The 25,243-nt window shown below is 73.2% G+C and carries 23 protein-coding genes, 2 tRNA genes and 1 pseudogene; 18 read left to right on the top strand and 8 right to left on the bottom strand.

Translation table 11 applies throughout. The features are described from left to right. Window positions 1-24: 24 nt before the first annotated feature. The 8 genes from ACIBBF_RS05765 to ACIBBF_RS05730 all read left to right on the top strand — a co-directional run bounded on the left by ACIBBF_RS05765 (window position 25) and on the right by ACIBBF_RS05730 (window position 6,113). Window positions 25-1,362 carry a glutamate-5-semialdehyde dehydrogenase gene (locus ACIBBF_RS05765; RefSeq protein WP_397411410.1) on the top strand — a complete coding sequence of 446 codons (1,338 nt, stop codon included), beginning with the start codon at window positions 25-27 and terminating at the stop codon, window positions 1,360-1,362. Window positions 1,363-1,488: 126 nt separating this feature from the next. After that, window positions 1,489-1,641, top strand: coding sequence for a hypothetical protein (locus tag ACIBBF_RS05760; protein WP_182485788.1), 153 nt, complete (start codon window positions 1,489-1,491; stop codon window positions 1,639-1,641). Between the two features lie 44 nt (window positions 1,642-1,685). After that, window positions 1,686-2,300 carry a nicotinate-nucleotide adenylyltransferase gene (gene nadD / locus ACIBBF_RS05755; protein WP_397411408.1) on the top strand — a complete coding sequence of 205 codons (615 nt, stop codon included), beginning with the start codon at window positions 1,686-1,688 and terminating at the stop codon, window positions 2,298-2,300. Between the two features lie 16 nt (window positions 2,301-2,316). Then, on the top strand, window positions 2,317-3,378 hold the full coding sequence (locus tag ACIBBF_RS05750; protein ID WP_397411406.1) for a hypothetical protein: 1,062 nt from the start codon (window positions 2,317-2,319) through the stop codon (window positions 3,376-3,378). Further along, complete coding sequence (gene rsfS, locus ACIBBF_RS05745; RefSeq protein ID WP_397411404.1) at window positions 3,375-3,812, top strand: ribosome silencing factor; 438 nt, start codon at window positions 3,375-3,377, stop codon at window positions 3,810-3,812. The genes ACIBBF_RS05750 and rsfS overlap by 4 nt, the downstream gene beginning before the upstream one ends. Further along, the gene (locus tag ACIBBF_RS05740; RefSeq protein ID WP_397411402.1) at window positions 3,809-4,474 is read left to right on the top strand and encodes a histidine phosphatase family protein; all 666 of its coding nucleotides are present in this window, start codon (window positions 3,809-3,811) and stop codon (window positions 4,472-4,474) included. Before rsfS ends, ACIBBF_RS05740 begins: the two co-directional genes overlap by 4 nt. Window positions 4,475-4,566: 92 nt before the next feature. Further along, window positions 4,567-4,639, top strand: a tRNA-Ala gene (locus ACIBBF_RS05735). Between the two features lie 64 nt (window positions 4,640-4,703). Next, window positions 4,704-6,113, top strand: a complete 1,410-nt coding sequence (locus ACIBBF_RS05730; RefSeq protein ID WP_397411400.1) for a hypothetical protein — start codon at window positions 4,704-4,706, stop codon at window positions 6,111-6,113. Window positions 6,114-6,162: 49 nt separating this feature from the next. Here ACIBBF_RS05730 and ACIBBF_RS05725 read toward each other — a convergent pair whose 3' ends face one another. Both ACIBBF_RS05725 and ACIBBF_RS05720 read right to left on the bottom strand, forming a co-directional pair. Then, complete coding sequence (locus ACIBBF_RS05725; RefSeq protein ID WP_397411398.1) at window positions 6,163-6,789, bottom strand: superoxide dismutase; 627 nt, start codon at window positions 6,787-6,789, stop codon at window positions 6,163-6,165. Window positions 6,790-7,088: 299 nt separating this feature from the next. Then, window positions 7,089-7,161: transfer RNA gene (locus tag ACIBBF_RS05720), tRNA-Ala, on the bottom strand. 154 nt (window positions 7,162-7,315) lie between these two features. Here ACIBBF_RS05720 and ACIBBF_RS05715 point away from each other — a divergent pair. Further along, complete coding sequence (locus tag ACIBBF_RS05715) at window positions 7,316-9,157, top strand: LamG-like jellyroll fold domain-containing protein (RefSeq protein ID WP_397411396.1); 1,842 nt, start codon at window positions 7,316-7,318, stop codon at window positions 9,155-9,157. Between the two features lie 69 nt (window positions 9,158-9,226). On the opposite strand, the gene ACIBBF_RS05710 is transcribed toward ACIBBF_RS05715, so the two are convergent. Then, the gene (locus ACIBBF_RS05710; protein ID WP_397411764.1) at window positions 9,227-11,542 is read right to left on the bottom strand and encodes a glycoside hydrolase family 3 N-terminal domain-containing protein; all 2,316 of its coding nucleotides are present in this window, start codon (window positions 11,540-11,542) and stop codon (window positions 9,227-9,229) included. 160 nt (window positions 11,543-11,702) lie between these two features. Between ACIBBF_RS05710 and lnt the strand changes: the two genes are divergently transcribed. Together lnt and ACIBBF_RS05700 are read left to right on the top strand one after the other, a co-directional pair. Further along, window positions 11,703-13,418, top strand: coding sequence for an apolipoprotein N-acyltransferase (gene lnt / locus ACIBBF_RS05705; RefSeq protein WP_397411394.1), 1,716 nt, complete (start codon window positions 11,703-11,705; stop codon window positions 13,416-13,418). 96 nt (window positions 13,419-13,514) lie between these two features. Continuing rightward, entirely contained in the window at window positions 13,515-15,227 is a 1,713-nt protein-coding gene (locus ACIBBF_RS05700) for an endonuclease/exonuclease/phosphatase family protein (protein ID WP_397411392.1), read from the top strand. A gap of 52 nt (window positions 15,228-15,279) precedes the next feature. Here ACIBBF_RS05700 and ACIBBF_RS05695 read toward each other — a convergent pair whose 3' ends face one another. Further along, complete coding sequence (locus ACIBBF_RS05695) at window positions 15,280-15,789, bottom strand: pyridoxamine 5'-phosphate oxidase family protein (protein WP_397411390.1); 510 nt, start codon at window positions 15,787-15,789, stop codon at window positions 15,280-15,282. Window positions 15,790-15,931: 142 nt separating this feature from the next. Here ACIBBF_RS05695 and ACIBBF_RS05690 point away from each other — a divergent pair, with 142 nt between their 5' ends. Beyond that, the gene (locus ACIBBF_RS05690; protein ID WP_397411388.1) at window positions 15,932-16,558 is read left to right on the top strand and encodes a GyrI-like domain-containing protein; all 627 of its coding nucleotides are present in this window, start codon (window positions 15,932-15,934) and stop codon (window positions 16,556-16,558) included. A 77-nt stretch (window positions 16,559-16,635) separates the two neighbouring features. After that, entirely contained in the window at window positions 16,636-18,159 is a 1,524-nt protein-coding gene (locus ACIBBF_RS05685; RefSeq protein WP_397411386.1) for an HNH endonuclease, read from the top strand. Here ACIBBF_RS05685 and ACIBBF_RS05680 read toward each other — a convergent pair. After that, entirely contained in the window at window positions 18,113-18,496 is a 384-nt protein-coding gene (locus ACIBBF_RS05680) for a VOC family protein (protein ID WP_397411384.1), read from the bottom strand. The two genes, ACIBBF_RS05685 and ACIBBF_RS05680, sit on opposite strands and share 47 nt — an antisense overlap. Before the next feature lie 91 nt (window positions 18,497-18,587). Between ACIBBF_RS05680 and ACIBBF_RS05675 the strand changes: the two genes are divergently transcribed. Then, window positions 18,588-19,220: a DUF6518 family protein gene (locus tag ACIBBF_RS05675; protein ID WP_397411382.1), complete on the top strand. Its 633-nt coding sequence runs from the start codon at window positions 18,588-18,590 to the stop codon at window positions 19,218-19,220. Window positions 19,221-19,242: 22 nt separating this feature from the next. Here the strand turns inward: ACIBBF_RS05675 and ACIBBF_RS05670 are convergent, their stop codons facing one another. Then, a complete protein-coding gene (locus ACIBBF_RS05670) occupies window positions 19,243-19,857 on the bottom strand; it encodes a TetR/AcrR family transcriptional regulator (protein WP_397411380.1) in 615 nt (204 codons plus the stop codon). 102 nt (window positions 19,858-19,959) lie between these two features. Between ACIBBF_RS05670 and ACIBBF_RS05665 the strand changes: the two are divergent. The 3 genes and pseudogenes from ACIBBF_RS05665 to aztD all read left to right on the top strand — a co-directional run. Next, window positions 19,960-20,292 (top strand): annotated as a pseudogene (locus ACIBBF_RS05665) (alpha/beta hydrolase); the annotation flags it as partial. Between the two features lie 109 nt (window positions 20,293-20,401). After that, entirely contained in the window at window positions 20,402-20,845 is a 444-nt protein-coding gene (locus ACIBBF_RS05660; protein WP_397411782.1) for an alpha/beta fold hydrolase, read from the top strand. A gap of 122 nt (window positions 20,846-20,967) precedes the next feature. Beyond that, the gene (gene aztD / locus ACIBBF_RS05655; RefSeq protein ID WP_397411378.1) at window positions 20,968-22,263 is read left to right on the top strand and encodes a zinc metallochaperone AztD; all 1,296 of its coding nucleotides are present in this window, start codon (window positions 20,968-20,970) and stop codon (window positions 22,261-22,263) included. A gap of 79 nt (window positions 22,264-22,342) precedes the next feature. Here the strand turns inward: aztD and ACIBBF_RS05650 are convergent, their stop codons facing one another. Further along, on the bottom strand, window positions 22,343-23,503 hold the full coding sequence (locus ACIBBF_RS05650; protein WP_397411375.1) for an epoxide hydrolase family protein: 1,161 nt from the start codon (window positions 23,501-23,503) through the stop codon (window positions 22,343-22,345). Window positions 23,504-23,594: 91 nt separating this feature from the next. Between ACIBBF_RS05650 and ACIBBF_RS05645 the strand changes: the two genes are divergently transcribed. Next, window positions 23,595-24,545 (top strand): helix-turn-helix transcriptional regulator, encoded by a 951-nt coding sequence (locus ACIBBF_RS05645; protein WP_397411373.1) that lies wholly within the window; start codon window positions 23,595-23,597, stop codon window positions 24,543-24,545. 22 nt (window positions 24,546-24,567) lie between these two features. On the opposite strand, the gene ACIBBF_RS05640 is transcribed toward ACIBBF_RS05645, so the two are convergent. Beyond that, entirely contained in the window at window positions 24,568-25,233 is a 666-nt protein-coding gene (locus ACIBBF_RS05640; RefSeq protein WP_397411371.1) for a TetR family transcriptional regulator, read from the bottom strand. Window positions 25,234-25,243 lie beyond the last annotated feature (10 nt).

The raw sequence follows: 25,243 nt of genomic DNA, 5'->3' as shown, positions 1-25,243 counted from the left end.
CCCTGTCCGACGTACGCTCGACGCATGACGACAGTGAGCCACGAGGTGACCCGTACCGGAGGCGAGACCCTCGGAGCGGCCGAGCCGCCGCGCTCCGCGGACGTGACCTCCGCGGTGCGCGACGTCGCCGGGCGCGCCAAGGTCGCGGCCCGCGCCCTGGCCACGGCGAACCGGATGACGAAGGACGCCGCCCTGCGCGCCGTCGCGGACGCCCTGGTGGCCGCGGCGGACCCGATCGTCGCCGCCAACGCGGAGGACCTGGAGCGTGGCCGGGCGAACGGCATGTCCGACGGCCTGCTGGACCGCCTCGCCCTGACGCCGGAGCGGATCGGCACGATCGCGGACGCGCTGCGCGACGTCGCCGGCCTGCCCGACCCGGTCGGCGAGGTGGTGCGGGGGCAGACCCTGCCGAACGGCCTGCGGCTGCGTCAGGTCCGGGTGCCCATGGGCGTGGTCGGCATGATCTACGAGGCCCGTCCCAACGTGACCGTGGACGCCGCGGGCCTGGCCCTCAAGTCGGGCAATGCCGTGATCCTGCGCGGGGGCAGCGCGGCGGCGGCGTCGAACGCGCTGATCGTCGAGGTCATGCGGGGTGCGCTGGAGGCGCGCGGCCTGCCGGCCGACCTGGTCCAGTCGATCGACGCGTACGGCCGGGAGGGCGGGGTGGCGCTCATGCGGGCGCGCGGCCTGGTCGACGTGCTCATCCCGCGCGGCGGCGCCGACCTCATCCAGACCGTGGTGCGCGAGTCGCTCGTGCCCGTCATCGAGACGGGCGTCGGCAACGTGCACGTCTACGTGGACGCCACGGCCGACGTCGACATGGCCGTCGCGATCGTGATGAACGCGAAGACCCAGCGGGTCGGCGTGTGCAACGCGGCCGAGACGCTGCTCGTCCACGAGGACGCCGCGGCGGCCTTCCTGCCGGCGGCGCTCGCCGCGCTGGCCGACGCGGGCGTGGTGCTGCACGGGGACCCGGCGGCCATGTCGTTCGCCCCCGCCGGGGCCGACATGGTGCCCGCGACGGACGAGGACTGGGCGACCGAGTACCTCGCGCTGGAGCTCGGGGTGCGGGTCGTGCCCTCGCTGGACGCGGCGATCGAGCACATCCGCACGTGGTCCTCCGGGCACACCGAGGCCATCGTCACGCGCGACATCGCGGCGGCCGACACGTTCGTGGCCGAGGTGGACTCCGCGGCGGTCATGGTGAACGCCTCCACCCGGTTCACCGACGGCGGCGAGCTCGGCCTGGGCGCCGAGATCGGCATCTCCACGCAGAAGCTGCACGCGCGCGGCCCCATGGGCCTGACCGAGCTGACCACCACCAAGTGGGTCGTGACCGGGGACGGGCACATCAAGCCGTGACACGTCCCGGGGGTCCGGGAGACCTCCGCAGGATCTCCTTGCGACCCAGTGCCGCGGTGCACTCGCCGCAAGACGTCCGTGAGAGACTAAAGCCCACCTGAGCACGTCCGACTGGGAGGAAGACCCGTGCTGCACACCGCCGTCCTGGCCGCCGAGGCCGCTTCGGAGCACGCCAACGAGCCGATCTCGCCGATCGCGCTGGGCCTGATCGCCTTCGGCGCCCTCGTCGCCGCGCTGGTCGTCACCTACGCGTTCCGCAACGTCGGAAACCGACACTGAGCCACCCGACGGGAGCTTGACGACCAGATGAGCGCGCCCACCGCATGAGTACCCCCGCCGGGACCCGCCCCCGCATCGGAGTGATGGGTGGCACGTTCGACCCCATCCACCACGGCCACCTCGTGGCCGCGAGCGAGGCGGCGGCACACCTGGGGCTGGACGAGGTCGTCTTCGTCCCCACGGGCCGGCCGGGGTTCAAGCAGAAGCAGCGGGTCACCCCGGCGGAGCACCGCTATCTCATGACGGTGATCGCCACGGCGTCGAACCCGCGCTTCACGGTGAGCCGCGTCGACATCGACCGCGAAGGCCTCACCTACACGGTGGACACCCTCCGGGACCTGCGGGAGCAGCGTCCCGACGCGGACCTCTACTTCATCTCGGGAGCGGACGCCATCCAGCAGATTCTTCGGTGGAAGGATGCCGAGAAGCTGTGGGACATGGCACACTTCGTCGCTGTCACACGGCCAGGGCACATGCTCTCCGTGGACGGGCTTCCTCGGGACGGTGTGACGACGCTCGAGGTTCCTGCGCTCGCCATCTCCTCGTCCGACTGTCGTCGTCGGGCGCAGGAGGGGTTGCCGGTCTGGTATCTGGTGCCTGACGGCGTGGTTCAGTACATCGCCAAGCACGGACTGTATCGAGGTCTTCACGATGAGTGACAACAAAGGTCGTCCCATGACGCGCCGCGAGATCCGCGAGCGTGAGGCTGCCGCGGCCGCCGCTGCCGGCGGTGGTTCCTACCCGCCGCAGGGCGGGCAGGCCCAGCAGCCTCCGCACCGCGGCGCGGCCGCGCCCGAGGGCGGCTGGTCGCCGCAGAACCCGCCGGTGGCACGGCCGCCGCAGGCCACGGGCGGCACGCGCGGCGTGGACGCGACCGGCCGGCTGACGCCCGTGCAGCAGCCGGGCGGCAACCCGCCGTCGCCGTTCAGCCCGGGCCGGCCGGGAGGGCCGTCCGCCCCCGCCGGTCCCGGCTCCGCGCCGGGCGGCCGTGGAGGCCCCGCCGGCCCTGGCGGCCAAGGCCCGCAGGGCGGACCGCCCAGCCCTTTCGGTAGCCGCCAGCCCGCCGCCCCGGTCCCGCCGGCCCCGCAGCAGGGCCGGTCCGGACGGTTCTCCGCGCCGGCCCCCCAGGCCCCGGGCGGTTCCGGCGACCCCGGCCAGACGACGCAGTGGAGCGCCGCGGCGCCTGCGCCGACGCAGCCGCCGTCGAACCCGCCGTCACCCTTCGGTACACGTCCCGGCGCCCCGGGCGGACTGGGGCAGCGGCCGGGCGCCCCGGCCGGCGCTCCGCCGAGCGGTTCCGCGGCGGCCGCACCCGCGCTGCCGTGGGAGGCCGCCGGGCCGGCGTCGGCGCCGCAGTCCCTCGCACCGGGTGGTGCTCCCGCTGATCCCGGCTCCCCGTTCCCCCGGCGCCCGGGCCCCGGGTCCGGGCCGGTCGGTGGCGCCGCGCCCCAGGGCCCCGGGCCCGAGGCACCGTTCCCCGGCGCGGGTGGCCAGTTCCCGGCCCCCGCCGCGCCGTCCCGGTCCGCCCGCCGCGAGGTGGAGGAGGAGTGGGACGAGGAGGAGGACGAGGGCCCGCAGTACACCTGGTTGCACTACGTCATCCTGGTCGTCGTCGCGTTCGTGCTGGGCCTGCTGATCTGGAAGCTGGTACTGGAGGGCGACAGCTCCATCGAGCCTGACCAGGCCGCGGCACTGCTGGGCGGGTTGCCCGGCTTCGGAGGAGGAGGCAGGGCATGACCGCCACCGAGCGGGCCACAGAGCTCGCGATCGTCGCCGCGCGCGCCGCGAGCGACGTCAAGGCGCAGGAGATCATCGCGCTCGACGTGAGCGAGCAGCTCGTGCTCACCGACGTGTTCCTCATCGCCTCGGGCGCGAGCGAGCGTCAGGTGTCCGCGATCGTCGACGCCGTCGAGCGGGCGCTCTTCAAGGAGGGCGTCAAGCCGATCCGGCAGGAGGGCAAGTCGGAGGCGCGGTGGGTGCTCCTCGACTTCGGTGACGTCGTGGTGCACGTGCAGCACGCCGAGGACCGCACCTACTACGCGCTCGAGCGCCTCTGGAAGGACTGCCCGGCGATCCCGCTGCCGGAGGACGCACGCGGTGGCGGCGACCCGGCGGAGTACCGCGACCCCGACGACGGTGCGATCCACCTGGCGGGGGACGTGCAGCGGTGACCGCAGGGGCGATCGTGCTGCTGCGCCACGCGCGCACGGCGTACAACGCGGGCCTGCGCCTGCAGGGCCAGATCGACATCCCGCTGGACGAGGTGGGCCGGTGGCAGGCCGAGCAGGGCGCCACGGCGCTGGCGGCGTCCCACAAGGCGTCGCTGGTGGTCGCCAGCGACCTGCAGCGCGCCCGGGACACGGCGGCCGCGTACGCGCGGCACGTGGGCCTGGAGGTCGTGACCGACGCCGGGCTGCGTGAGCGCTCCTTCGGCATCTGGGAGGGGCTGACCGACGCCGAGATCGCCGAGCGCTGGCCGGAGCAGCACGCCGTCTGGCGTGGCGGCGGCGAGCCGCCGGTCGAGGGCGTCGAGTCCAAGGGCGTCGTGGCACGGCGCATGGAGGAGGCGGTGCTGCGGCACGCCGAGACCCTGAGCCCGGGGGAGACCCTGGTGGTGGTGTCGCACGGGTCGGCGATCACGCAGGCCGTGACGCGGCTCCTGGGCCTGGATCCCGCGACGTGGCGCGGGCTGCACGGCCTGCACAACGTGCACTGGTCCCACCTGCACGCCTCGGCGCCCGGGGCGACGCCGGCGTGGCGGCTCGTGGCGCACAACGTGGGTGCCGGGTACCCGCTGGACACGTGGCAGTCGGGACCCGAGGCGCGGCAGTGACGGAGCGCACCGGGTTTGGATTTGGTCCCGGGCGCCGGTCTGCATAGACTAACGACGCTCGCCCGGCCGAACGGCTCGGGGGAGACCACTCTGGGGCTGTGGCGCAGCTGGTAGCGCACCTGCATGGCATGCAGGGGGTCGGGGGTTCGAGTCCCCCCAGCTCCACCGGATGAAGGGCCCGGCCGTCGGCCGGGCCCTTTTTCATCCCCATGGATAGACTGCCCGCGCCATGACAACACAACGACCTGCAGATCAGCCGCACTGGCGGGTGTACCCGGTGGGCCTCGCGGGGAACGTCGTGAACGCGGCGATCAACGCGCTCGCTCCCTTCCTCCTCGGCATCGGGGCGTCCTTCGTGCTCCTCCTGGCCGTCGCCATGGTCGCGGAGGAGGCGCTGACCTACGAGCCGGCTGTGCGCGGCGCGCTCGACCAGCTCGCCCGGGCCGCCATGGCGCCTGTGCTCGTCCTCGCGCTGGCCGCCGGCATCGTCACCACCGTGCTGTTCGCGCTGCGCGAGGTGATCACGTCGCGCGCCATCGCCCGAGCGGCCCGGGAGGGTGCGCCCCGGACGGCCGTGCCGCACCCGAGCCAGGTCGACCAGGTGGCGGCCGAGCCGCCGTTCGGCCCGTTCCTCGTGATGGCCTACGTGGTGGCAGGGGTCGGCCTGCTGATGTCCGTGATCGCCGCCTTCACGGTCAACGGCAGCGAGGTGTACCTGCTCTGGATCTTCCTCGCGGCCACCGGGGTCGGTGGGGTGTTCCTGCTGCTCGCGTACGGGGGTCGCCCGGCGCAGCACCGGCGTCGGCTCGAGATCGCCGCGCACTGGACCACCCCGGACGAGGGGGCGGCGTGGCGCCGCGCCGCGCCGGCGTCGGACGCGGACGACGAGACGGGGCTCCCGGACGACCTCCTGCGCACACGGCGGCGGGCCACCTGGTTCGAGTACGTGGGCATCGTGTGCTTCGCGCTCGGGTTCAGCCTCATGCAGCTCTGGCTGTTCGTCACGCACCCGTTCCGCACCAGGACCGACGCCGGTCCGCGCGTGGAGTACGGGGAGAGCATCGAGGTCGTGCTCCTGGCCGGGGTCTGGGTCTTCGCGGCCCTCATGGTGGCGGCCGTCGTGCTCCTGGTCGTGGGGTTCTTCGCCGACTCGGCCGTACAGCAGCGGGAGCAGGAGATCCTGCGTGAGGCGCTGGACGACCCCACGGCCCCGCGCCCTCCGCGGACGCTGCTGCGCAAGTACGCCAACCATCAGCCGGTGATCTTCGTGCAGGCCCTGGCGCTGCTGGCCGCGCTCGGGGCCGTGCTCGGCTGGGGGGTGTACAGCCTCGGCACGGGAGGGATGGAGGACGTCGCGACGCTGTACGGCGACGCGGACGAGACCTTCGGCGGGTTCGTGCCGCAGGCGCTGATCACTCTCGTGGGCTCGGCCGCCGTCGTGCTGGTCGCCGTCGTGTGGGACGTCGTCGCCGCCAGGCGGGGCTACGAGCTGCGCAGCCGGGTGGTGGAGCGCTGGCCCATCAAGCCCGCCCCCCGGATGATCGGGGAGGACGGCAAGAAGCGTCCGGACCCGGCGTCGACGGGGCCGTCGCTGACGCCGAAGCCGGCGAAGCCGAAGCCGCAGACCACGCGGCGGTGACGGACGAGGGCCCGGCCGGCGGCCGGGCCCTGCGTCACGTCGTGCGGTGTCACGCCGCCACGAGCAGGCCCGTGGTGGCCGCGCGCGCCCGGTCGAGCCGCGCGCCGACGTCGGACCAGTTCGCCAGGTTCCAGAACGCCGTGACGTAGTCCGCCTTGACGTTCAGGTAGTCCAGGTAGAACGCGTGCTCCCACATGTCCAGCATGAGCAGCGGCGTGATGCCGAGCGGCACGTTGGCCTGCTGGTCGAAGAGCTGGAACACCGCGAGCCGCTGCCCGATGCCGTCCCAGCCGAGCACGGCCCAGCCGGAACCCTGGATGCCGGTCGCGACGGCCGCGAAGTGCGCCTGGAAGGCCGCGAAGCTGCCGAACTGGTCGGCGATCGCCGCCGCGAGCTCGCCGTCGGGCTCCCCGCCGCCCTCGGGCGAGAGGTTGTGCCAGAACACCGTGTGGTTGGTGTGCCCGCCCAAGTTGAACGCGAGGTTCTTCTCGTACAGGTTCACCGCGGCCAGGTCGCCGGTCTCGCGGGCCTGGGCCAGCGCGTCGAGCGCGGCGTTCGCGCCGGCGACGTACGCGGCGTGGTGCTTGTCGTGGTGCAGCTCCATGATGCGCCCGCTGATGTGCGGTTCGAGCGCCGCGTAGTCGTAGGGCAGGTCAGGCAGGGTGTAGACGGGCATGTCCTCGTCCTCTCGTCGAATGCTTCCGACGCTAGAACCTCAACCACGGTTGAGGTCAACCGGGTACCCTCCGGGCGGCTCCGCGAGCCTGACCCGGTCGTTGGTGCGCGTGCCCCGCGAGGGGACGTTGCTGACCGTAGACAATGTCTACACAGTGCAACACCGCTGCGCGGGGCACCCTCGGAGACTCTGTCACCGCTCAGCATTGGTCGCGCCCCACCATCACGACGGGGCGGCGGCTGTGTGAAACGACGATGGCACAGGACACCGATCAACGATGTCCCGCGCCATCACACCGGTGGAGCTGGGGGGACTCGAACCCCCGACCCCCTGCATGCCATGCAGGTGCGCTACCAGCTGCGCCACAGCCCCAGAGCATTCGCCCAGGTGGGCGAGCCCCCTGAGTCTAGACCGATCAGGGCCGGGAGACCAAAGCGAGGGACGGCGCCCCGGCGTCGCCGTCCCGCCGGCCTCCGTTCCGCTGCGCGTCACCCCGACGCCAACCGCCCCGGCCACGCTGTGAGCCGTGGACACCAAGCTCTCGCGCCGATCCCTGCTCCGGGCCGCTGCGGCCGTACCGGTCCTGTCAGCAGCCTCCGCCGCCACGGCAGCGGCCGCCCCCTCGATCACCGAGGCGAGCGGCGGGCTGCCGGACGGCACCGACCCGCGCTTCACCATCGCCGTCCTGCCCGACACCCAGTACCTCCTGGACGAGGGCGGCTCCGACCCCGAACCGGTGCGCGCCACCCTGCGCCACCTGGTCCGGGAGCGGAAGCGGGACAACATCGTCTTCATGACCCAGCTCGGCGACGTCACCGAGCACGGCACCGAGGCGGAGATGCTCGCCGCGCGGCGAGCGTTCGAGGCCGCCGGCAGCATGCCGTACAGCGTGCTGGCCGGCAACCACGACGTCTCCGGCGACGACCAGCGGGGCGACACCCCGTACCTGCGCACCTTCGGCCCGCGGCGGTTCGCCCGGATGGAGACCTACGGCGGATCCTCGCCCGACGGCTACAACAGCTACCACGTGGTGCGCGGCGGCGGGCGGGAGTGGCTCGTCCTCGCCCTGGACTGGCGGGTGTCGGACGCCGGGCTGGCCTGGGCCCAGGGCGTGCTGGACGAGCACGACACGCTGCCCGCCATCCTGACCACCCACGACCTCGTCTGGGCCGAGGACGACGGCCAGGCCCACCTGTCCGACAACGGTCAGCGGCTCTGGGACCGTCTCATCACGACCAACGACCAGATCTTCCTCGCGCTCGGCGGGCACTACTGGCCGTCCGGCCGCACCATGCTGACCAACGACGCCGGCCACGCCGTGCACCTGCACATCACCAACTACCAGGACCGCTACTACGGCGGCGCGGGCATGCTCCGCTACTACTCGTTCGACCTGTCCCGCGGCGTGATCGACGTGGAGACGTTCTCGCCGTGGCTCGGGGCGAAGCCAGACCCCACGCCCCTGGAGAACGAGCACGTCGAGCTCAGCGGCGACGTCGACCGGTTCACCGTCGAGATCGACTTCGACGAGCGCTTCGCCGCGTTCGCGCCGCCGGTGGTGCCCGCGCCGCGGCCGCCGTCGGCCGTGATGCCGCGCGGGACCGTCGCCTACTGGCGGTTCGACGAGGCGGGCCTGGCGGGGGCCGCGACCGACGGCGCCCCCGTGGCACCGGGCACGGTCGTCCGTGACCTGAGCGGGAACGGCAACCACCTCACCTCGGTGCTGCTGCACGACAGCGCGCCCGCCGCGCTCACCTGGTCCGCCGAGCACCACGACGACCAGCCGGCCCACGCGAGCCTCCGGTTCGACGGCGGCAAGGGGCCCGACCGCGGCGCCGTGCTGCACACCGGCCCGCACGCGCCGGTCAACGGCATGACGTTCGAGTCGGGCTACACGATCGAGACCTTCGTCAAGCTCCCGGAGCCCTTCCAGGGCGACCACTCCTGGATGGGCATCCTGAGCTGGGAGGGTCGCGCGGGCGACGCCGGCAAGAGCGGCGGGTGGTCCGAGGACGACGCACCGTGCAGCCTGAACGTGACGGGCGAGCGGTTCCTGCAGTTCGTGGTCTACCCGGTGCCGATCGACGACGACCCCACCTCCTGGAGCCACGCGCTGCCCGTGGGTCGCTGGACGCACATCGCGATCGTCAACGACGGCCGGTACACGACGCTGTACGTGGACGGCTCGAAGATCGCCCGCAACGCCGCGACGGTGTCGCGCGGGATCAGCACGGTCGGCAAGCCGTTCGCCCTCGGGGGCACGCAGGGCGCCGGGACGTTCGGCCAGGGCTTCTACGGCTGGATCGGCGACACCCGGATCGTCTCCCGCGCCCTGCGCCCGGACCAGTTCCTCCTGGCCACCCGCTGACGGCCGAGGTCGTGACGTCGCGTCGAGGTCGGCAGAGGGCTGTACCGACCTCGACGCAACGTCACGACCTCACCGGGGGAGCACCGTGAAGGGGGCGCGCAGCAGGTCCGCGTCGCGGGACGAGCGGCCCACCAGGAGCTCGAAGCCGCCGGGTTCGACCACGCGGCGGCCCTCCCGGTCCACGATCGTGCAGTCCGCCACCGGCAGGGCGAGTTCCACCACCACGCGCTGCCCGGGGGCGACGTCGACCTGCCGGTACGCCTTGAGCTCCTTGTCCGCCCAGCTCACCGACGTCACCGAGTCGCTGACGTAGACCTGGACGGTCTCGCGCGCCGGGCGGGTGCCCGTGTTGGTCAGCGTCACGGTCGCCCGCACGGTGTCGTCGGGGCCCACCTCGGCGTCGGCCACCCGCAGGTCCGAGTACTCCACCGTGCTGTACGAGAGGCCCTCGCCGAACACGAAGGCCGGCTCCTGCGTCAGGTCGGCGTACCGGCTGCCGTGCTGCCCCCGGATCTGGTTGTAGTAGACCGGCTGCTGGCCCGCGTGCCGCGCGAACGAGATCGGCAGCCGCCCGGACGGCTCGATCAGCCCGAGCAGCAGCTCGGCGATCGCCTGCCCGCCCCGCATGCCGGGGTTGGCCACCCAGAGCAGCGCGTCCGCGTTCAGGGCCGACTGGGGCAGCACGAGCGGCTTGGATGCCATCACCACGACCACCAGCGGCGTCCCGGTCGCGGCCAGCGCGTCCAGGAGTGCCACCTGCCCGCCGACCAGCTCCAGCGTCGCGGTCGACTTGTACTCGCCGACCAGCTCGACCTGGTCGCCCACCACGGCGACGACGTAGTCGGCCTCCTGCGCCCGGGCCACGGCCTCGGCGACGAGCTCCGGGTCGGGGTCGCGGGGCACGGCGATCTTGGGCCGGGGCTGGCCGTCGGGCAGGGTGTCGCCCTCGGGCGGCGTGACGAGCGAGACGATCTCGGCCCCGAGCGCGCTGGTCACCGTCCAGTCCTGCGGCGTCAGGTCGCGCAGCCCGTCGAGCACCGTGGTGATCATGTCGCGCGGGTGCCCGTCGGGCAGCCAGTCGGCCTGCCCCGAGCTGCCCGCCCAGTCGCCGAGCTGCTCCTGGGCGGCGTCCGCCAGCGGCCCGACGACGGCGACGCGCCGGGGCCGGTCGGCACCGGCCCCGGCGGCGCGACCGGCGTCGTCCCGGGTGGTGAAGCCGCCCGCGAGGGGGAGCGTGCCGCCGGTGTTGCGCAGCAGGACGAGCGAGCGGCGCGCGACGTCGAGGTTGACGGCCGCGTGGTCGGCACAGCCGACGAGCGCGCCGTCCCGGGCGAGGGTGGGCCGGCGCGGGTTCTCGAAGAGGCCGAGCTCGAACTTCAGGGTGAGGATGCGGGCCACGGCGCGGTCGAGGTCGGACTCGGCGAGCAGGCCGGCGTCGATGGCCTCCTGGGCGCCCTCGAAGAACTGTGGCGTGGTCATCACCATGTCGTTGCCCGCCCGGACGGCCGCCGCGGCGGCGTGGGCGTGGTCGGGCTGGACCTTCTGCTCCCAGACCATGCGGCCCACGTTGTCCCAGTCGGTGATCAGGGTGCCGGTGTAGCCCCACTCGCCGCGCAGCACGTCGTTCAGCAGCCAGTCGTTGATCGTGATCGGCACGCCGTCCATGGACTGGTAGCCCAGCATGAAGGTGGCACAGCCCTCCTTGGCGACCCGCTCGAACGGGGGCAGGAACCAGGACCGCAGCTTGCGGCGGGAGATGTCCGCCTCGGACGCGTCGCGGCCGCCCTGGGTCTCCGAGTACCCGGCGAAGTGCTTGGCGGTGGCCAGGATCGCCGTCGGGTCGGCCAGGCCGGTGCCCTGGTAGCCGCGCACCATCGCGGAGGCGAGCTCGCCGATCAGGTACGGGTCCTCGCCGAACGTCTCGTCCACCCGGCCCCAGCGCAGGTCGCGGGCGATGCACAGCACCGGGCTGAAGGTCCAGTGCACGCCGGTCGCGGACGCCTCGACCGCGGTGATCCGGGCGGCCTGCTCCACCAGCGCGGGGTCCCAGGTCGCGGCCATGCCGAGCTGCGTCGGGAAGATGGTCGCGCCCTCGAAGAAGGAGTGGCCGTGGATGCAGTCCTCGCCCACCAGGAGCGGGATGCGCAGCCGGGTCTGCGCCACGAGGTCGTGCGCGCGCTCCAGCCGGCTGGGAGAGGTGTGCAGGATCGACCCCACGTGCTTGCGCAGGATGTCGCCCTCGTAGTCGCCGCGCGCGTCGAGCTGGAGCATCTGCCCCACCTTCTCGGGCACGGTCATCCGGGACAGCAGGTCGGCCACCCGCTCGGGGACCGGGCGGTCCGGGTCGAGGTAGACGGGCGTCCCGTCGGGCTCCTGGGTGTCCATCCGGAGACCCACCTCCTGCTCGCGCTGGTCCACCACGGCACTCCTTCGTATCGATCGGGTCTGTCCGTCGGGCGATCGTAACCACGAAAACTTACAGGCCGGTAAGTGTCTCATCGCCGGGCGGGCCGCCGTTCCCAGCCAGGGATGGGAGACTCCGGTCGTGACGCAGGCAGCCCTCTCGCAGCCGGCCCCCGGCACCGGCCCCGCCCCCGAGGCACGGACCACCGCGCGGACCCAGCCCCTCGACCCGCCGCTCCTGCCGCTCGCGGCAGCGGTTCCCGTCGCGGCGCTGGCCGGTGTCACGCTCGACGGTGCCTTCCCCGCCCTCGGGTGGTGGCCGCTCGCGTTCGTCGCCGTGACCCTCGCGCTGCTCACGCTCGTCGGACGGCGAGCCTGGGGCGCGGTGCTGGTCGGTGCGGCGTTCGGCGCGGTCTTCTGGTTCCCGCACGTGTCCTGGTCGTCGCGGTTCCTGGGTGACGACCCCCTGGGCTGGGTGCCCTGGGTGGCGCTGGCCACCGCGCAGACCCTCTTCACGGCAGCCCTGTCCCCGCTGGTCACGCTCGCCTACCGGTGGCTGCCCCGGTGGCGCTCGACCGGGGTGGTGCGGCTGGTCGTGCTGCCGCTCCTGGTCGCCGGCGCCTGGACCACGCGCGAGCTCGCCATGGGCTCCTGGCCGTACGGCGGGTTCCCCTGGGGGCGCCTCGGCATGAGCCAGTCCGCGAGCCCGATCGCACCCGTCGCGTCCTGGCTCGGCGTGTCCGGGCTCAGCTTCTGCATGGTGCTGCTGTGCGCCGCCGTCATCGAGGTGGTCCGGGTCGCGCGCACCACGGCCCCGGCACGGGCCGACGACGTCCCGGTCCCGGAGGACGGCGCCGGGGCAGCCCGGCGGTGGCGGCGGTGGACCGCCGTCCTGCCCGCCACTCTGCCGACTGCCGTGCCCGCCGTGGCGCTCGCGGTCCTGCTGCTGGTCACGCCCCAGTTCCCGACGTCGCACGCCGGCACCCTGCGGATCGGCGCCGTCCAGGGGAACGGCCCCGCGGCCTACTCCGACGAGCGCGCACCCGGCGCACTGCTGGACGCCCAGCTCGCCGCCTCCGCACCCCTGGCGGACGAGCGGGTCGACCTCGTGGTCTGGCCCGAGGGCGGCGTCGGCAGCGATCCCCTCGCCGACCCCGCCACGGAACGGGCCCTGGACACAGCGGCCCGGCAGTACGACGCCCCGTTGCTGGTCAACGCCGCGTCGTCGAAGGGCGAGCTGATCTACAACACGTCGTTCCTGTGGACCGAGGAGGGCGCCACCGCCTCGCACGCCAAGCGGCACCCCGTCCCGTTCGGGGAGTACGTGCCGGACCGGTGGCTCTACGGCGCCATCGTGCCCAGCCTCGTCAACCTGCTGGGGCGCGAGTACACGCCCGGCACCGACGTGCCCGCGGTGGACACGGGCGACGCCGTCGTCGGCCTCGCGATCTGCTTCGACGTCGTGTTCGACGACGTCGTCCGCGAGGGCATCGGCAACGGCGCGCAGGCGTTCATGTTCCAGACGAACAACGCCGACTTCCGGGGCACCGACGAGAACCTGCAGCAGACCGCCTTCGCCCGGATGCGCGCCGTCGAGACCGGCCGTGCCGTGGTCAACCTCTCCACCACGGGCACCAGCCAGGTGTTCGCGCCCGACGGGACCGCCGGGCCCGCCCTGCCCGCCGACCAGGCCGGCCTGATCGTCACCGAGGTCGAGCTGCGTGACGGCGTCACCGCCGGGGTGGCCCTCGGGCCGTGGGTCCAGGGGCTGGTGGTGGCGGGCACCGTGCTCGCCCTGGCGGGGCTCGCGGTGCAGGCCCGGCGCTCGTCCCGCCGGAAGGCCGACACCAGGGACTGAACCGCCGCGGCAGTTCACCTCCCGGCCACGGACCGGCCATGCTCGCCTCGTACTGTCACGGCCGCAGCGCGTTTCCGAGCCCGGGAGAACCAGCCGATGTCATCCGCACGCCTTCGCCGAGGACTCCTCGCGACCCTCCTGACGGGCGGCGTCCTCGCCGCTCTCGCGGTCGCCCCGGTCGCCTCCGCCGCCGAGCCGTCCCTCGGCCTCGACCGGTCCGTGATCGGCGCCGACGAGTCCGTCTCGATCTCCTTCGACGCCACCGGCGCCGTCCACGACCGCAACTGGATCGGCATCTACCGCGACGGCGCCGTGCCCGGCGGGCCGGCGTCGCTCGACTGGCGGTACGTGCCGGACGCGACCGGCACCGTCACCTGGGGCCCGGGCGACCGGGACGGCTGGACCCACAACGCCGCATCGGTCGGCGCGGGCGACTACGACGTCTACCTGCTCCAGGACGACGGCTACGACGTGCTCGCCGGTCCCGTCGACCTCACGGTCGAGGACGGCGCTGCCGTGCCGCCGGCGGAGCCGAAGCCCGAGGTAGACGGCGTGAGCGAGCTCAACGTGCTCACGTTCAACGTGTGGCACGGCGGCACGCAGATCGACGACGGCGCCCGGGAGATCGCCGACGTGCTGCGGGAGACCGACGCCGACGTCACCTTCATGCCCGAGCAGGGCGACGCGCCCGCGCAGGTCGCCGCGCTGCTCGGCTACGACCACGTCATCGCGACCGACACCGGCATCGTCTCGCGCTACCCGATCCTGGAGACCAGCACCGTGGACCGCTGGTGGACCAAGGCGGTGCTGGACGTCAACGGCACCGACGTGGTGGCCTACGGCGGCCACCTCGAGTACCGCTGGTACGCCACCTACCTGCCGCGCGGCTACGGCGGCGCGGTGCTCGGCGACTGGCCGGACGGCTGGGACACGTGGGACAAGCTCCCGGGCGGCCCGGTCACGGACGTGGACGCGATCCTGGAGGCCAACCGTCAGTCCGGCCGCCCGGCGACGGTCGCGGCACTCGTCGAGGACGTCGCCGCCGAGCGGGCGGCGGGCCGCATCGCGGTGGTCGGCGGGGACTTCAACGAGCCGTCGGTGCAGGACTGGACCGCGGCCACCGCCGACCTCCAGGACCACAACGGCCTCGTGATCCCGTGGCAGAGCACGCAGGCGCTGCTCGACGGCGGCCTGGTCGACGCCTACCGCGAGGTGTACCCCGACCCGGTCGCGAACCCCGGCGTCACCTGGCCCTCGGACAACCCGCTCTTCCCGACCTCCGAGCTCACCTGGGCGCCCGAGGCCGACGAGCGCGACCGCATCGACTACGTCTTCGTCACGCCCGACGAGCGGGTGTCGATCGACGCGGCGTCCGTGGTCGGGCCGCAGTCGACGATCGTGCGGAACGAGCGGGTCGACGACGACAGCGCCGACCAGATCCTCACGCCGGACGCCGTCTGGCCCTCGGACCACAAGGCGGTCCTCGCGTCCTTCAGCGTGTGCGACGACGGGTGCGCGCCGTCGGCACCGGCCTGGGCGGCGGCGTCGGCCTACGGGGCGGGCGACGAGGTGTCGTTCGCGGGCTCGACCTGGCGGGCGGCCTGGTGGACGCGCGGGCAGGAGCCCGGTGCGGCCTACGGCCCGTGGCAGGAGATCGCCGAGCGGGACGGTGTGGCGCAGTGGACTCCGTCGCGCATCTTCGAGGCCGGCGACGTCGCGGTCCACGACGGCACGGCCTACGTGGCGCGCTGGTGGACACGGAACCAGGCGCCCGGCGACCGGTGGGGGCCCTGGCTGCCGCAGCAGTAGGCCCGGGATCGGGATCGGCCCGCCGCGACCGTGCGGAGGGCCGGACGCCGGGTCAGGGCCGGTCCTCGGCCTGTTCCCGCTCCGCCCGCTGCCGCACGAGCTCCTCGACTGCGGTAGGCAGCGTGGTCTCGAAGTCGATCAGCTTGGCCCACGTGGGGGTCACCACGATCCGCACCATGCCGTCGTAGAGCGACCGCACCTCCGCCTCCCACTCGGCCCGCTGCTCGGGAGTCATCTCGTAGGTCGTGTTGGCGCTCACGTACTCCTCGGGGATGCCGTCCACGACGTCGAGCTCGGCGCGGCCGCGGATCAGCAGGATCTTCGGCGGGTGCACCTCCGTGTCGATCGTCAGGGCGACGGCGGGGTTGGCACGCAGGCTCGCCAGCTTCGGGGCGTTCTTCGTGGTGCACATGACCACGTGCGTGCCGTTCCAGACGAAAGCGATCGGGACGGTGCGGGGCGTGCCGTCCGGGGCGACGTAGGCGAGGCGGGTGATGTCGCGCGCCAGCAGCTCCTGGCTGAACGGCCGGTCCAGCACCTCCGCGATCTCGTGGGGTTCCATGGTCGTTCCTCTCGTGGTGGGCGGACGTGACGGGTTCTGTGGTGGGCCCTGGTGACGGGGGTTCTCGTGGCGGCGGGTTCTCGGTGCCCGCTACTGTCCCTGGGACGGGACCGACGCCGGATTCTCGACATGCGGGGTTGTCATGGCAGACAAGGTCGACCTGAAGAAGAGCCTCGACGGCTATCGGGCGCAGCAGGGCCGGTTCCGGCTGCTCGACGTGCCCGACCAGCAGTACCTGATGGTCGACGGCCACGGCGACCCGAACACCCCGGTGCTCGCCGAGGCCGTCGAGGCGCTGTACCCGGTCGCCTACGCGCTGAAGTTCGCGAGCAGGCGGGACCTGGGCCGCGACTTCGTGGTCATGCCGCTGGAGGGCCTGTGGTGGGCGCGGGACATGAACTCCTTCACGGTCGCCCGGGACAAGTCGCGGTGGGACTGGACGCTGATGATCCTGCAGCCGGACTGGATCAGGGCGGACGCCTTCGGCGCCGCGGTCGAGCACGTGCGGGCACGGAGCGGTCCGGCGCGGCTCGACGACGTCCGCCTCGCCCCGCTGTCGGAGGGGCGCTGCGTGCAGACGCTGCACGTCGGGTCGTTCGACGACGAGGCGGCGGTGCTCGCGCGGATGCACGACGAGTTCGTGCCCGGCAACGGGCTGCGTCCGACCGGGCGGCACCACGAGATCTATCTGAGCGACTTCCGCCGGGTGCCGCCCGAGAGGCGGCGGACGATCCTGCGGCAGCCGGTGGAGGCCGCGCGGGACTCGTGACCGGGGCGGCGGCGGGGTTGTCCACAGGCCGGTGAGCGAGGCCAGCGAATCGATCACGTGTTCGATAGAATCGTGGCATGACGAGGCGAATGACCGGTGCGGCTGAGGCAGGTGAGGAGCTCGATTCTGCGCTGCCCGATGCCTCGGCGACAGCCGGTGACGACGCGGCGATCCTCGACGCGGGCGTCGCCGCGCTGCTGCGCGGAGTGATCGCGCACGGTGTCCTGCCCGGTGGCGACCGCGGGGGCGTGCCGGGGGAGACCCGGGCGGCCTGGGTGGACCTGCTCGAAGAGCTGGAGAAGATCAAGCACACGGTGTCCGCCGCCCAGGCTCGGGTCGTGGTGGCGCTGGACGAGGCCACCCGGGCCGCGGAGGCCGCGCAGGGTATCCGGGCCGAGCGCCGAGGCCGGGGCGTCGCGTCCCAGGTCGGTCTCGCCATGGGGCTCTCGCCGAACGCGGCGGGCTCGTTCGTGGGTGACGCCGGCGTGTGGGTGCGGCAGATGCCCTACACCCTCGAGGCCCTCCGGCGCGGAGCCCTGAGCGAATGGCGCGCCAGGACGCTCGTGCGCGAGACCTCGCACCTGAGCCCGGAGCACCGCGCGCTCATCGACGAGCAGATCTGCGGCGACCTGCGGACGCTGGCGGGCCTGGGCGGCAAGCGGCTCACGGCCCGCATCAAGGAGCTGGCGGCGCGGCTGGACGTCCACGCGTGCGTCAAGCGGCTGGCGAAGGCGGAGGGTGAGCGTCGGGTCTCGGTGCGTCCGGCACCCGACCTGATGGTGTACCTGACCGCACTGGTGCCGATGAAACAGGGCGTCCAGGCCTACGCGCAGCTCGCGGCGCACGCCGCAGCCGCCAGGGCCGCCGGTGACGAGCGGTCGGGCGGGCAGGTCATGGCCGACACGCTGATCGAGCGGGTGACCGGCCGCGAGCGGGCCGACGACGTGCCCGTCACGGTGAACCTGCTCGTGTCGGACGAGGCGTTGCTCGCCGGTGGTGAGGACCCGGCGGTGCTGCTGGAGGGATCCGCCGCAGGGGTCGGGGTCGTACCCGCTCCCGTGGCGCGGGAGCTCGTGGCCGCGGGCGTCGACGCAGACGCGGCCTGGCTCCGCGCGATCTACGTCAACCCGGCCGGCCGATTGCTGGCCACGACGAGCACGAGCCGCTTCTTCACCCGGGGCATCACCACGGTGCTGCGGGCGAGGCAGCACGGCATCTGTGCCACGCCGTACTGCGACGCGCCGATGCGGCACGCCGACCACGTGCGACCGTTCGGCGAGGGCGGCTCCACGAGCGTGGGCAACGGTCAAGGCCTGTGCGTGCGCTGCAACCACGCGAAGCAGGCGCCGGGCTGGACCCAGCGACGACCGGACGGCGACACCAGCAGCCGGTTCGCGGTGGAGACGGTCACCCCGACCGGGCACGCGTATCTGTCGGTGGCACCGGAACCGCCCCGCCCGGCAGGCCGGGCGGGGCGGGACGGCGGCTCGCTGAGCTGTGCCGCACCGCCGGGGGCGATCCTGCGTCCGCGCCGGACCTGGGCCGCCCAGCGGGCTAGGCCGGGAACACGCAGAACTCGTTCCCCTCGGGATCGGTCATGACCACCCAGTCCTCGTGCCGGCCGACCTCCGTCGCGCCGGCAGCGACCAGGCGCGCCACCTCGGCGTCCCGGTCGGGGTGGCGCACATCAAGGTGCACGCGGTTCTTCACGGTCTTGGGTTCGGGCACCCGGTTGAAGAACAGCCGTGGGGTGCGGCCGGGTGCCCCCACGAGCACCGACGGGTCGTCCTCGGAGTCGTGGACGCCGAGGGTGCGCAGCCGGGTCAGCTCCTCGTCGTCGTAGGGGGCCACGTCGTAACCGTCGAGGGCCAGGGCCCAGAACCGTGCGAGGGAAGCGGGGTGCCGGCAGTCGAACACCACGTCGTGAAGGGTTGCCATCCGCTCACGCTAGCCCGTGTCCACCCCTGGTCGGACGCCGTCCGACCAGGGTCCGATGTGCGGGGACGACCACCGTCGTTAGGTTCCCGGTATGACCACCGTGACCCGGGCGTCGTCCGCCGACGCCGTCCTGACCCGTCCGCTCGTGCGGGCGCTGGCCGTCGTCGCCCTGAGCTTCCTCCTGGGCGGCCTCACGTCCTACGCCCAGGGGTTCCTGCCCGACTCCTTCGCGTCGTTCGCGAACTCGGCCAGCGGCTGGACGGTGCTGACGGCGTCGCTCCTGTACTGGTCCCGGATGCGCACCGGTCCCGCGGCGGTGCTCGGCGCCGTGAGCTTCGTGCTGCTCGTGCTCGGCTACACGGTCGCGTCCCAGGTGCGCGGTCTCGTCTACGACCCGCTCCTCTTCTCCGTCGTGGGGGTCGTGGCCGGCCCGTTCGTGGGCATGGCGGCCGTGTGGCTGCGGGCCGCCGGCGTCCGAGCCGCGCTCGGCACGGCACTGCTCGCGGGGATCGGTGCGGGTGAGGCGCTGTACGGGCTGACCGTCGTACGGGAGACGACGAGCCCGGTGTACTGGACGCTCATCGGCGTCGCCGGCCTCGCGCTGCTGGCCGTGATGCTGGTGCGGCGGATCCGGGGTGCGGTGCCGGTGGCACTCGCGGTCGCGGGCACGGTGGTGGTCGGGGTCGCCTTCGTCGCCGCGTACTCGGGTCTGGGCGGGGTCTGACCCAGCGGGACGGAGGGCACGTTCATCCCGCGGCCATCCGGTCCAGCAGCCGGTCGAGCAGGGCGTCGGCGCGCTCGGCGGCGTTCGGATCGACGAGGAGGGTCTGGGCAAGTCCGGCCGTGGCGGCCACGATCAGCTCGGCGTCCAGGTCGGCAGTGTCCTCCGGGGACGCCGGCCCGCCGGGGCGGATCCGACGGAGCTGTTCCGCGATCGTCCGGACGAGGAAGCGCGGCGCGCCCAGGGTGTCGTCGGCGACGATTCCGGGTTCCTCGGCAGGTGCGGTCAGTGCCGCGGTGTGGAACGTGTTGAGCAGCACTGTGTCTTGTCTGCGCGCGGCGTCGATCGGCAGCAGCTCCGCCAGCACGGTTCGGATCACCTCCCGCGGCGTCGGGTCGGGGCCGAGCGCGCCCAGGCCCCGGGCGAACCGGGCGCCGGCGTCGGCCACCACGGCCTGGTGGGTCGCCAGCAGGAACGCGCGCTTGGTGCCGAAGTAGTACTGGACCAGGCGTACCGAGATGCCTGCCTCGGCAGCCACCGACTGAAACGTGGCGGAGCCGAGTCCGTCGCGCGCGACGACACGGCGCGCGGCGTCGGTGATCTGCTTTCGGCGCTGGTCGTGGTCGGCCAGTCGCGGCATGTGGGCCGCCTCTCGTCGTCTCGGGCGACCTGGGCCGCCTTATTGGTATGCCTGAACCATCATAAGTGATACGTTCATACCATCACCGAGAGGGAGGGCGCCATGGCGAAGATCGGCCGGTTCTCGAGCGACGAGGCCCGAGAGGCCTACCTCCGCAGCTACGAGGCGATGGAAGGGCTCTGGCCGCTGCCTGCTGAGACGGCGGACGTCACCACGTCGTTCGGTACGACGCACGTGCGGCGGTCCGGGGCCGGTGACGGCCTGCCGTTGGTCCTGCTCCATGGCGTTCTCGGGAACGGGCTGCACTGGCACTCCGTGGTCGAGGGGCTGGCCCGGGGGCGTCCGGTGCTCGCCCTTGACACCGTCGGAGGCCCGGGGCGCAGCGTGCAGACTGCGCCGATGGCTCATGAGGCCGACCTTGGTACCTGGTTCGCCGAGGTGCTGGACGGGCTCGGCCTTGAGCGGGTGCACGTTCTGGGGGAGTCGGCGGGGTGCCTGGCACGCGACCCTCGTCGGGTTGTACGCGGCCGAGCGGGTGGCAAGCGTGTCCCTGATCGAGCCGAACGGGGTCGTCGCGCGTACGCCGTGGCGGGCGCTGCTGCGGCTGGTCCGGTTCGGTGGCGACCGCACCGAGGAGGGCTGGCGGGCGATGAGCGAGTGGCTCACGCCCGGGCTCACCATGACAGAGGTGGAGCTCGCGAACGTCCGTGCCGGCCAGGGCTTCCGCCTGGCGGTCCGGTGGGCGCGGCCCCTCAAGGACGCGGAGCTGGCATCGTTCGCCCCGCCCCTGCTGGCGATCTACGGTGGCGCGTCGGTGGTGTCCGACCCGCCGGCGGCCCAGCGTCGGATCGCGGTGCTCCTGCCGGGTGCCGAGGTCGTGGTCGTGCCCGGCGCAGGTCACGGTGTGCGGGCCCAGGCGCCGGCGCGGGTGGTGGATCGTGTCGTCGGGTTCCTGGCGCGCCACGACGAGGTGCCGCACGGCCGGTGACGGGCGTTCCTGCGAGCTGTTTGAGAATCGTTCTCATACGTGGTTGACTCTGGCCCGGTATGAGAATGGTTGTCATTCTAGAAGAAAGGAGCGGGCGACCCCGGCCGGGCCGCCCGACCACGATGAGAAACCACACCACCCGCACGGCTGCCGGCCTCGGCGCCGCCCTGTCCCTGCTCCTGCTGAGCGCCTGCGCGGCGGACGACGGTGCGGCGGCGGGCTCGCCGTCGTCGTCGGCCGGTACGGACGAGCACGGGGCCGACGAGCACGAGGCGCCGGACGCGACCGAGGTCCAGGCGAGCACGCCGCGTGTCGCCGTCACCTACGACGGCGGTGTGCTCGTGCTCGACGCGATGAGCCTCGAGCCCGTCGGCGAGGTCCAGCTGGAGGGCTTCACGCGGCTCAACCCGGCCGGCGACGAGCGGCACCTGATGGTCTCGACCACCGGCGGCTTCCAGGCCCTCGACCTGGGCACCTGGGCCGAGGCGCACGGTGACCACTCGCACTACTGGACGGCCGAGCCCACCCTGACGGACGTGCGGTACGACGCCACCGAACCCGGTCACGTCGTGGTGCACGAGGGCCGCACGGCCCTGTTCGACGACGGCACCGGCCTGGTCCGGGTCGTCGACTCCGAGCACGTGGCCGACGCCGACGCCGCCGCCCGGGAGTACACGACGCCGTCGGCCCACCACGGCGTGGCCGTCGAGCTGACCGATGACACGCTCGTGGTCTCTGAGGGCACCGAGGACGCGCGGACGGGCATCCGGGTGCTGGACGGCGACGGCGAGGAGATCGCGGCGTCGGACGAGTGCCCCGGCGTGCACGGCGAGGCCGTCGCGGCCGACGAGGCCGTGGTGATCGGCTGCGAGGACGGCGCCGTCGTCTACGCGGACGGCAAGATCACCAAGGTCGAGGCCCCCGACAGCTACGGCCGCATCGGCAACCAGGCCGGTTCCGAGGCATCGCCGATCGTGCTGGGCGACTACAAGACCGACAAGGACGCCGAGCTGGAGCGTCCCACCCGCGTCTCCCTGATCGACACCCGGGACGGGTCGCTCGAGCTGGTCGACCTGCCGTCGTCGTACACGTTCCGGTCGCTCGCGCGGGGCGACGACGGCGAGGCCCTCGTGCTCGGCACGGACGGCCAGGTGCACGTGATCGACCCGGAGTCGGGCGAGCTGACGAAGTCCGTCCCGGTGATCGACGAGTGGGAGGAGCCGGTCGAGTGGCAGGAGCCGCGGCCCGCGATCCTGACGCTGGACGGTTCGGTGTACGTGACCGACCCGGCCACGGACTCGATCCACGCGGTCGACATCGAGACGGGTGAGGTCTGGAAGTCCGCCGAGCTGGGCGTCACCCCGAACGAGCTGAACGGCGTCTCGGGCGGCGAGCCCCACACGCACGAGGCCCACTGAGCCGACGCCGAGTGCCGGACGTTCGCCCTTCCGGGGGTCGGAGAGGGCGAACGTCCAGCACTCGGCGTTGCCGGGGTGGTCAGGGGTGGGGGAAGAAGGCGCGGAGGTCCTCCACCACGACCTCGGGGACCTCCAGGGCCGCGTAGTGGCCGCCCTCCGGGTACTCGGCCCAGTGCTCGATCCGGGCGTTGTCGCGCTCGGCGAACGCGCGGATCGTCTGGAAGTCGTCGGCGAAGACGGCCACGCCGATCCGGCCCGTGCTCACCACCGGCTCCGCGCCCGAGCGCTGCTCGGTGTAGTGGTACCGCACCGAGGTGGCCGAGGTGTTGGTGAGCCAGTAGAGGCTGGCCTGGGCGAGCACCTGGTCGAGGGAGACCCTGCTGGTGCCGTTGCCGAAGTTCTCGAACAGCTCGCTGTAGGCGAGCTGGGCCACCGGAGAGTCGCTGAGCCCGGCCGCGATCGTCTGGGGCCGGGAGCCGTTCATCGCGTTGTACCCGCCCACGCTCTGGAACCACTGCAGGTGCCCCAGGGCGGCAAACTCCTTGGGGCCGAACCCGTCCATCTCACCCTCGGCTCCCGTGGGGAACGAGAAGAGCTGGAGCACGTGGGCGCCCAGGAAGCCCGCGGGGTCGAGGACCGCCAGCTCCCGGCCGACCATGGCCCCGGCGTCGCTGCCGTGCGCGCCGTAGGACTCGTAGCCGAGCCGGCGCATCAGGGTGTCGACGGTGCGGGCCACGCGGGCCATGGTCCAGGAGCCGCCGTCGGCCGGCTCGCTCAGCGGGGTGCTGAAGCCGAACCCGGGGATCGACGGGACTACCACGTGGAACGCGTCCTCGGCGCTGCCGCCGTGGGCCACCGGGTCGGTGAGCGGGCCGATCATGTCGACGAAGTCGAGGAACGAGCCCGGGTAGGTGTGGGTCAGGACGAGCGCCCGGGCGCCCGGCTCGGCGGAGCGGACGTGCAGGAAGTGCACCGCCTGGCCGTCGATCTCGGTGAGGAACTGCGGAAAGCTGTTGGCCCGCTCCTCGACGGCGCGCCAGTCGAAGCCGGTGCGCCAGCGGTCGACGGCGCCGCGCAGGTAGGACTCGGGAGTCCCGTAGTCCCAGGAGTCGCCAGGGGCGGCCGGGGCGAAGCGGGTCCGGGCGAGGCGGTCGGCCAGGTCGTCGAGGTCCGCCTGGGGGATCGCGATGCGGAACGGCCGGATGTCGGTGGGGGCTGAGGTGTTCGTCGTGGTGTCCATGTCTCCGACACTACGAAGGGTTCAGGAACGTTTCTTTCCTCTATTCTGAGCTGATTCGAGATCGGGTTCGAGAAGCGAGAAGAGGAGTCCCATGAGTGCCACCGCGGGGCGGCTGCTGGCCCTCCTGGGCCTGCTGCAGTCGCGCGCCGACTGGTCCGGCGCCGAGCTCGCCGCGCGCCTCGACGTCACCGGTCGTACGGTGCGCAACGACGTCGCCCGCCTGCGCGACCTGGGCTACCCGGTGGACGCCGTCCGCGGACCGGGCGGGCGGTACCGGCTCGGCGTGGGCGGCAGGCTGCCACCCCTGGTGCTCGACGACGAGGAGGCGGTCGCCATCGCGGTGGGGCTGCGGGCCGCGAACGCCGTGGCGGGGATCGAGGAGAGCAGCGCCCGCGCGCTGGGCAAGCTGGAGCAGGTGCTGCCCGACCGGCTGCGCCGCCAGGTCGCCGCCCTGCGGGACGCCACGAGCGCGGGCCCCGTGAACACCGACAGCAACGTCACCGACCCCGCGGTCGACCCCGCGCTGCTCACGGCGCTTGCCGCCGCGATCCGCGACCACCAGGGGCTGCGGTTCTGGTACCGCGAGCAGCCGCGGGAGGTGGAGCCGGTGCGCCTCGTCGCGTGGCAGCGCCGGTGGTACCTCGTGGGCCGGGACCTGGCCTCGGGCGGGTGGGAGCCGTTCCGCGTGGACTGGCTGGAGCTGCGCACACCGGGTGGACGCCGGTTCACCCCCGTGGAGCCGCCGTTCGACCTGACCGAGTTCGTGGTGCGCGAGGTGGCGCGCACGGGCTGGGCGGTGCACGCCCGGATCCTGGTGCACGCACCGGCGCACGAGGTGCTGGACCGCATCAACCCCGCCGTCGGCACGGTCGAGCCACGGGACGACGCCACGTGCGTGCTGGTCACCGGCGGGGACAGCATCGAGACGGTGGCCGTGTGGATCGGCATGCTCGGGCTCGACTTCACGGCTGACGGGCCGCCGGCCCTCGTGGACCACCTGGCGCTGCTGTCCCGGCGGTACGCGGCAGCCGTCCGCGGGTGACGGCTCAGTCGGCGCGGCCGGTTCAGGCGGTGCGCTCGCTGACCAGGCCCCGGAGCATCGCGGCGAGGATCCGGGCCAGCCGCGGCTCCACCTCGACCAGGGCGTGCGCCATGCGCGGGTCGGAGCGGTAGAGCTCCGCGACCTCCGGCCCCGGTGTGGCGATCTGGTGGAAGGTGCCGGCCATCGAGGTCGCGGCGGCGACCAGGTCGACGCCGTCCTGCTCGGTCAGGCCCGGCAGCGCGGCGCGGACGGCGGGGACGATGACGCCCAGCCCTTCGCCGGTCGTGAGCTTGAACTCCCGGACCTTCTCCACCGACACGTTGCGCTCCAGGTTCAGCGGCGTCTGGCCCAGCAGGTCGCAGAACATCCCGCGGGCGGCGAGCGAGGCGGCGAACGCGGCGGCGACGCCGTCGGCGTCGGGCCGCGCGAGGCCGCGCAGGCGCTCGGCGAGGTCCGGCGCCCAGTCCCGCCAGCCCTCGGCCGTGAGGCGCAGGAAGATCTCCTCGCGCGTCTCGAAGTACCGCAGCATCGCGGACTTGTGCATGCCCACGGCGTCCGCGATGTCGGTCAGCGTGACCTGCCGGATGCCCCGCTCGCTGCCGAGCCGGCGGGCGGCGTCGAGGATGGCGACCTCCCGGACGCGCTTGGCCTCGGGGGAGCGGGCCCGCTGGAAGTCGCCTGTCGTCATGGTCACATCT

This window comes from Promicromonospora sp. NPDC050880 (assembly GCF_044456525.1).
GTDB lineage: Bacteria > Actinomycetota > Actinomycetes > Actinomycetales > Cellulomonadaceae > Promicromonospora.
The sequence above is the reverse complement of the archived record's forward strand: the minus strand, read 5'-3'. Positions and strand labels throughout refer to the sequence as shown.

Coding starts and splice junctions, on each gene's coding strand:
- ACIBBF_RS05765 (WP_397411410.1), top strand. CDS start 25: ATGACGACAGTGAGCCACGAGGTGACCCGTACCGGAGGCGAGACCCTC.
- nadD (WP_397411408.1), top strand. CDS start 1,686: ATGAGTACCCCCGCCGGGACCCGCCCCCGCATCGGAGTGATGGGTGGC.
- ACIBBF_RS05750 (WP_397411406.1), top strand. CDS start 2,317: ATGACGCGCCGCGAGATCCGCGAGCGTGAGGCTGCCGCGGCCGCCGCT.
- rsfS (WP_397411404.1), top strand. CDS start 3,375: ATGACCGCCACCGAGCGGGCCACAGAGCTCGCGATCGTCGCCGCGCGC.
- ACIBBF_RS05730 (WP_397411400.1), top strand. CDS start 4,704: ATGACAACACAACGACCTGCAGATCAGCCGCACTGGCGGGTGTACCCG.
- ACIBBF_RS05725 (WP_397411398.1), bottom strand. CDS start 6,789: ATGCCCGTCTACACCCTGCCTGACCTGCCCTACGACTACGCGGCGCTC.
- ACIBBF_RS05710 (WP_397411764.1), bottom strand. CDS start 11,542: ATGGACACCCAGGAGCCCGACGGGACGCCCGTCTACCTCGACCCGGAC.
- ACIBBF_RS05700 (WP_397411392.1), top strand. CDS start 13,515: ATGTCATCCGCACGCCTTCGCCGAGGACTCCTCGCGACCCTCCTGACG.
- ACIBBF_RS05695 (WP_397411390.1), bottom strand. CDS start 15,789: ATGGAACCCCACGAGATCGCGGAGGTGCTGGACCGGCCGTTCAGCCAG.
- ACIBBF_RS05690 (WP_397411388.1), top strand. CDS start 15,932: ATGGCAGACAAGGTCGACCTGAAGAAGAGCCTCGACGGCTATCGGGCG.
- ACIBBF_RS05685 (WP_397411386.1), top strand. CDS start 16,636: ATGACGAGGCGAATGACCGGTGCGGCTGAGGCAGGTGAGGAGCTCGAT.
- ACIBBF_RS05680 (WP_397411384.1), bottom strand. CDS start 18,496: ATGGCAACCCTTCACGACGTGGTGTTCGACTGCCGGCACCCCGCTTCC.
- ACIBBF_RS05675 (WP_397411382.1), top strand. CDS start 18,588: ATGACCACCGTGACCCGGGCGTCGTCCGCCGACGCCGTCCTGACCCGT.
- ACIBBF_RS05670 (WP_397411380.1), bottom strand. CDS start 19,857: ATGCCGCGACTGGCCGACCACGACCAGCGCCGAAAGCAGATCACCGAC.
- aztD (WP_397411378.1), top strand. CDS start 20,968: ATGAGAAACCACACCACCCGCACGGCTGCCGGCCTCGGCGCCGCCCTG.
- ACIBBF_RS05650 (WP_397411375.1), bottom strand. CDS start 23,503: ATGGACACCACGACGAACACCTCAGCCCCCACCGACATCCGGCCGTTC.
- ACIBBF_RS05645 (WP_397411373.1), top strand. CDS start 23,595: ATGAGTGCCACCGCGGGGCGGCTGCTGGCCCTCCTGGGCCTGCTGCAG.
- ACIBBF_RS05640 (WP_397411371.1), bottom strand. CDS start 25,233: ATGACGACAGGCGACTTCCAGCGGGCCCGCTCCCCCGAGGCCAAGCGC.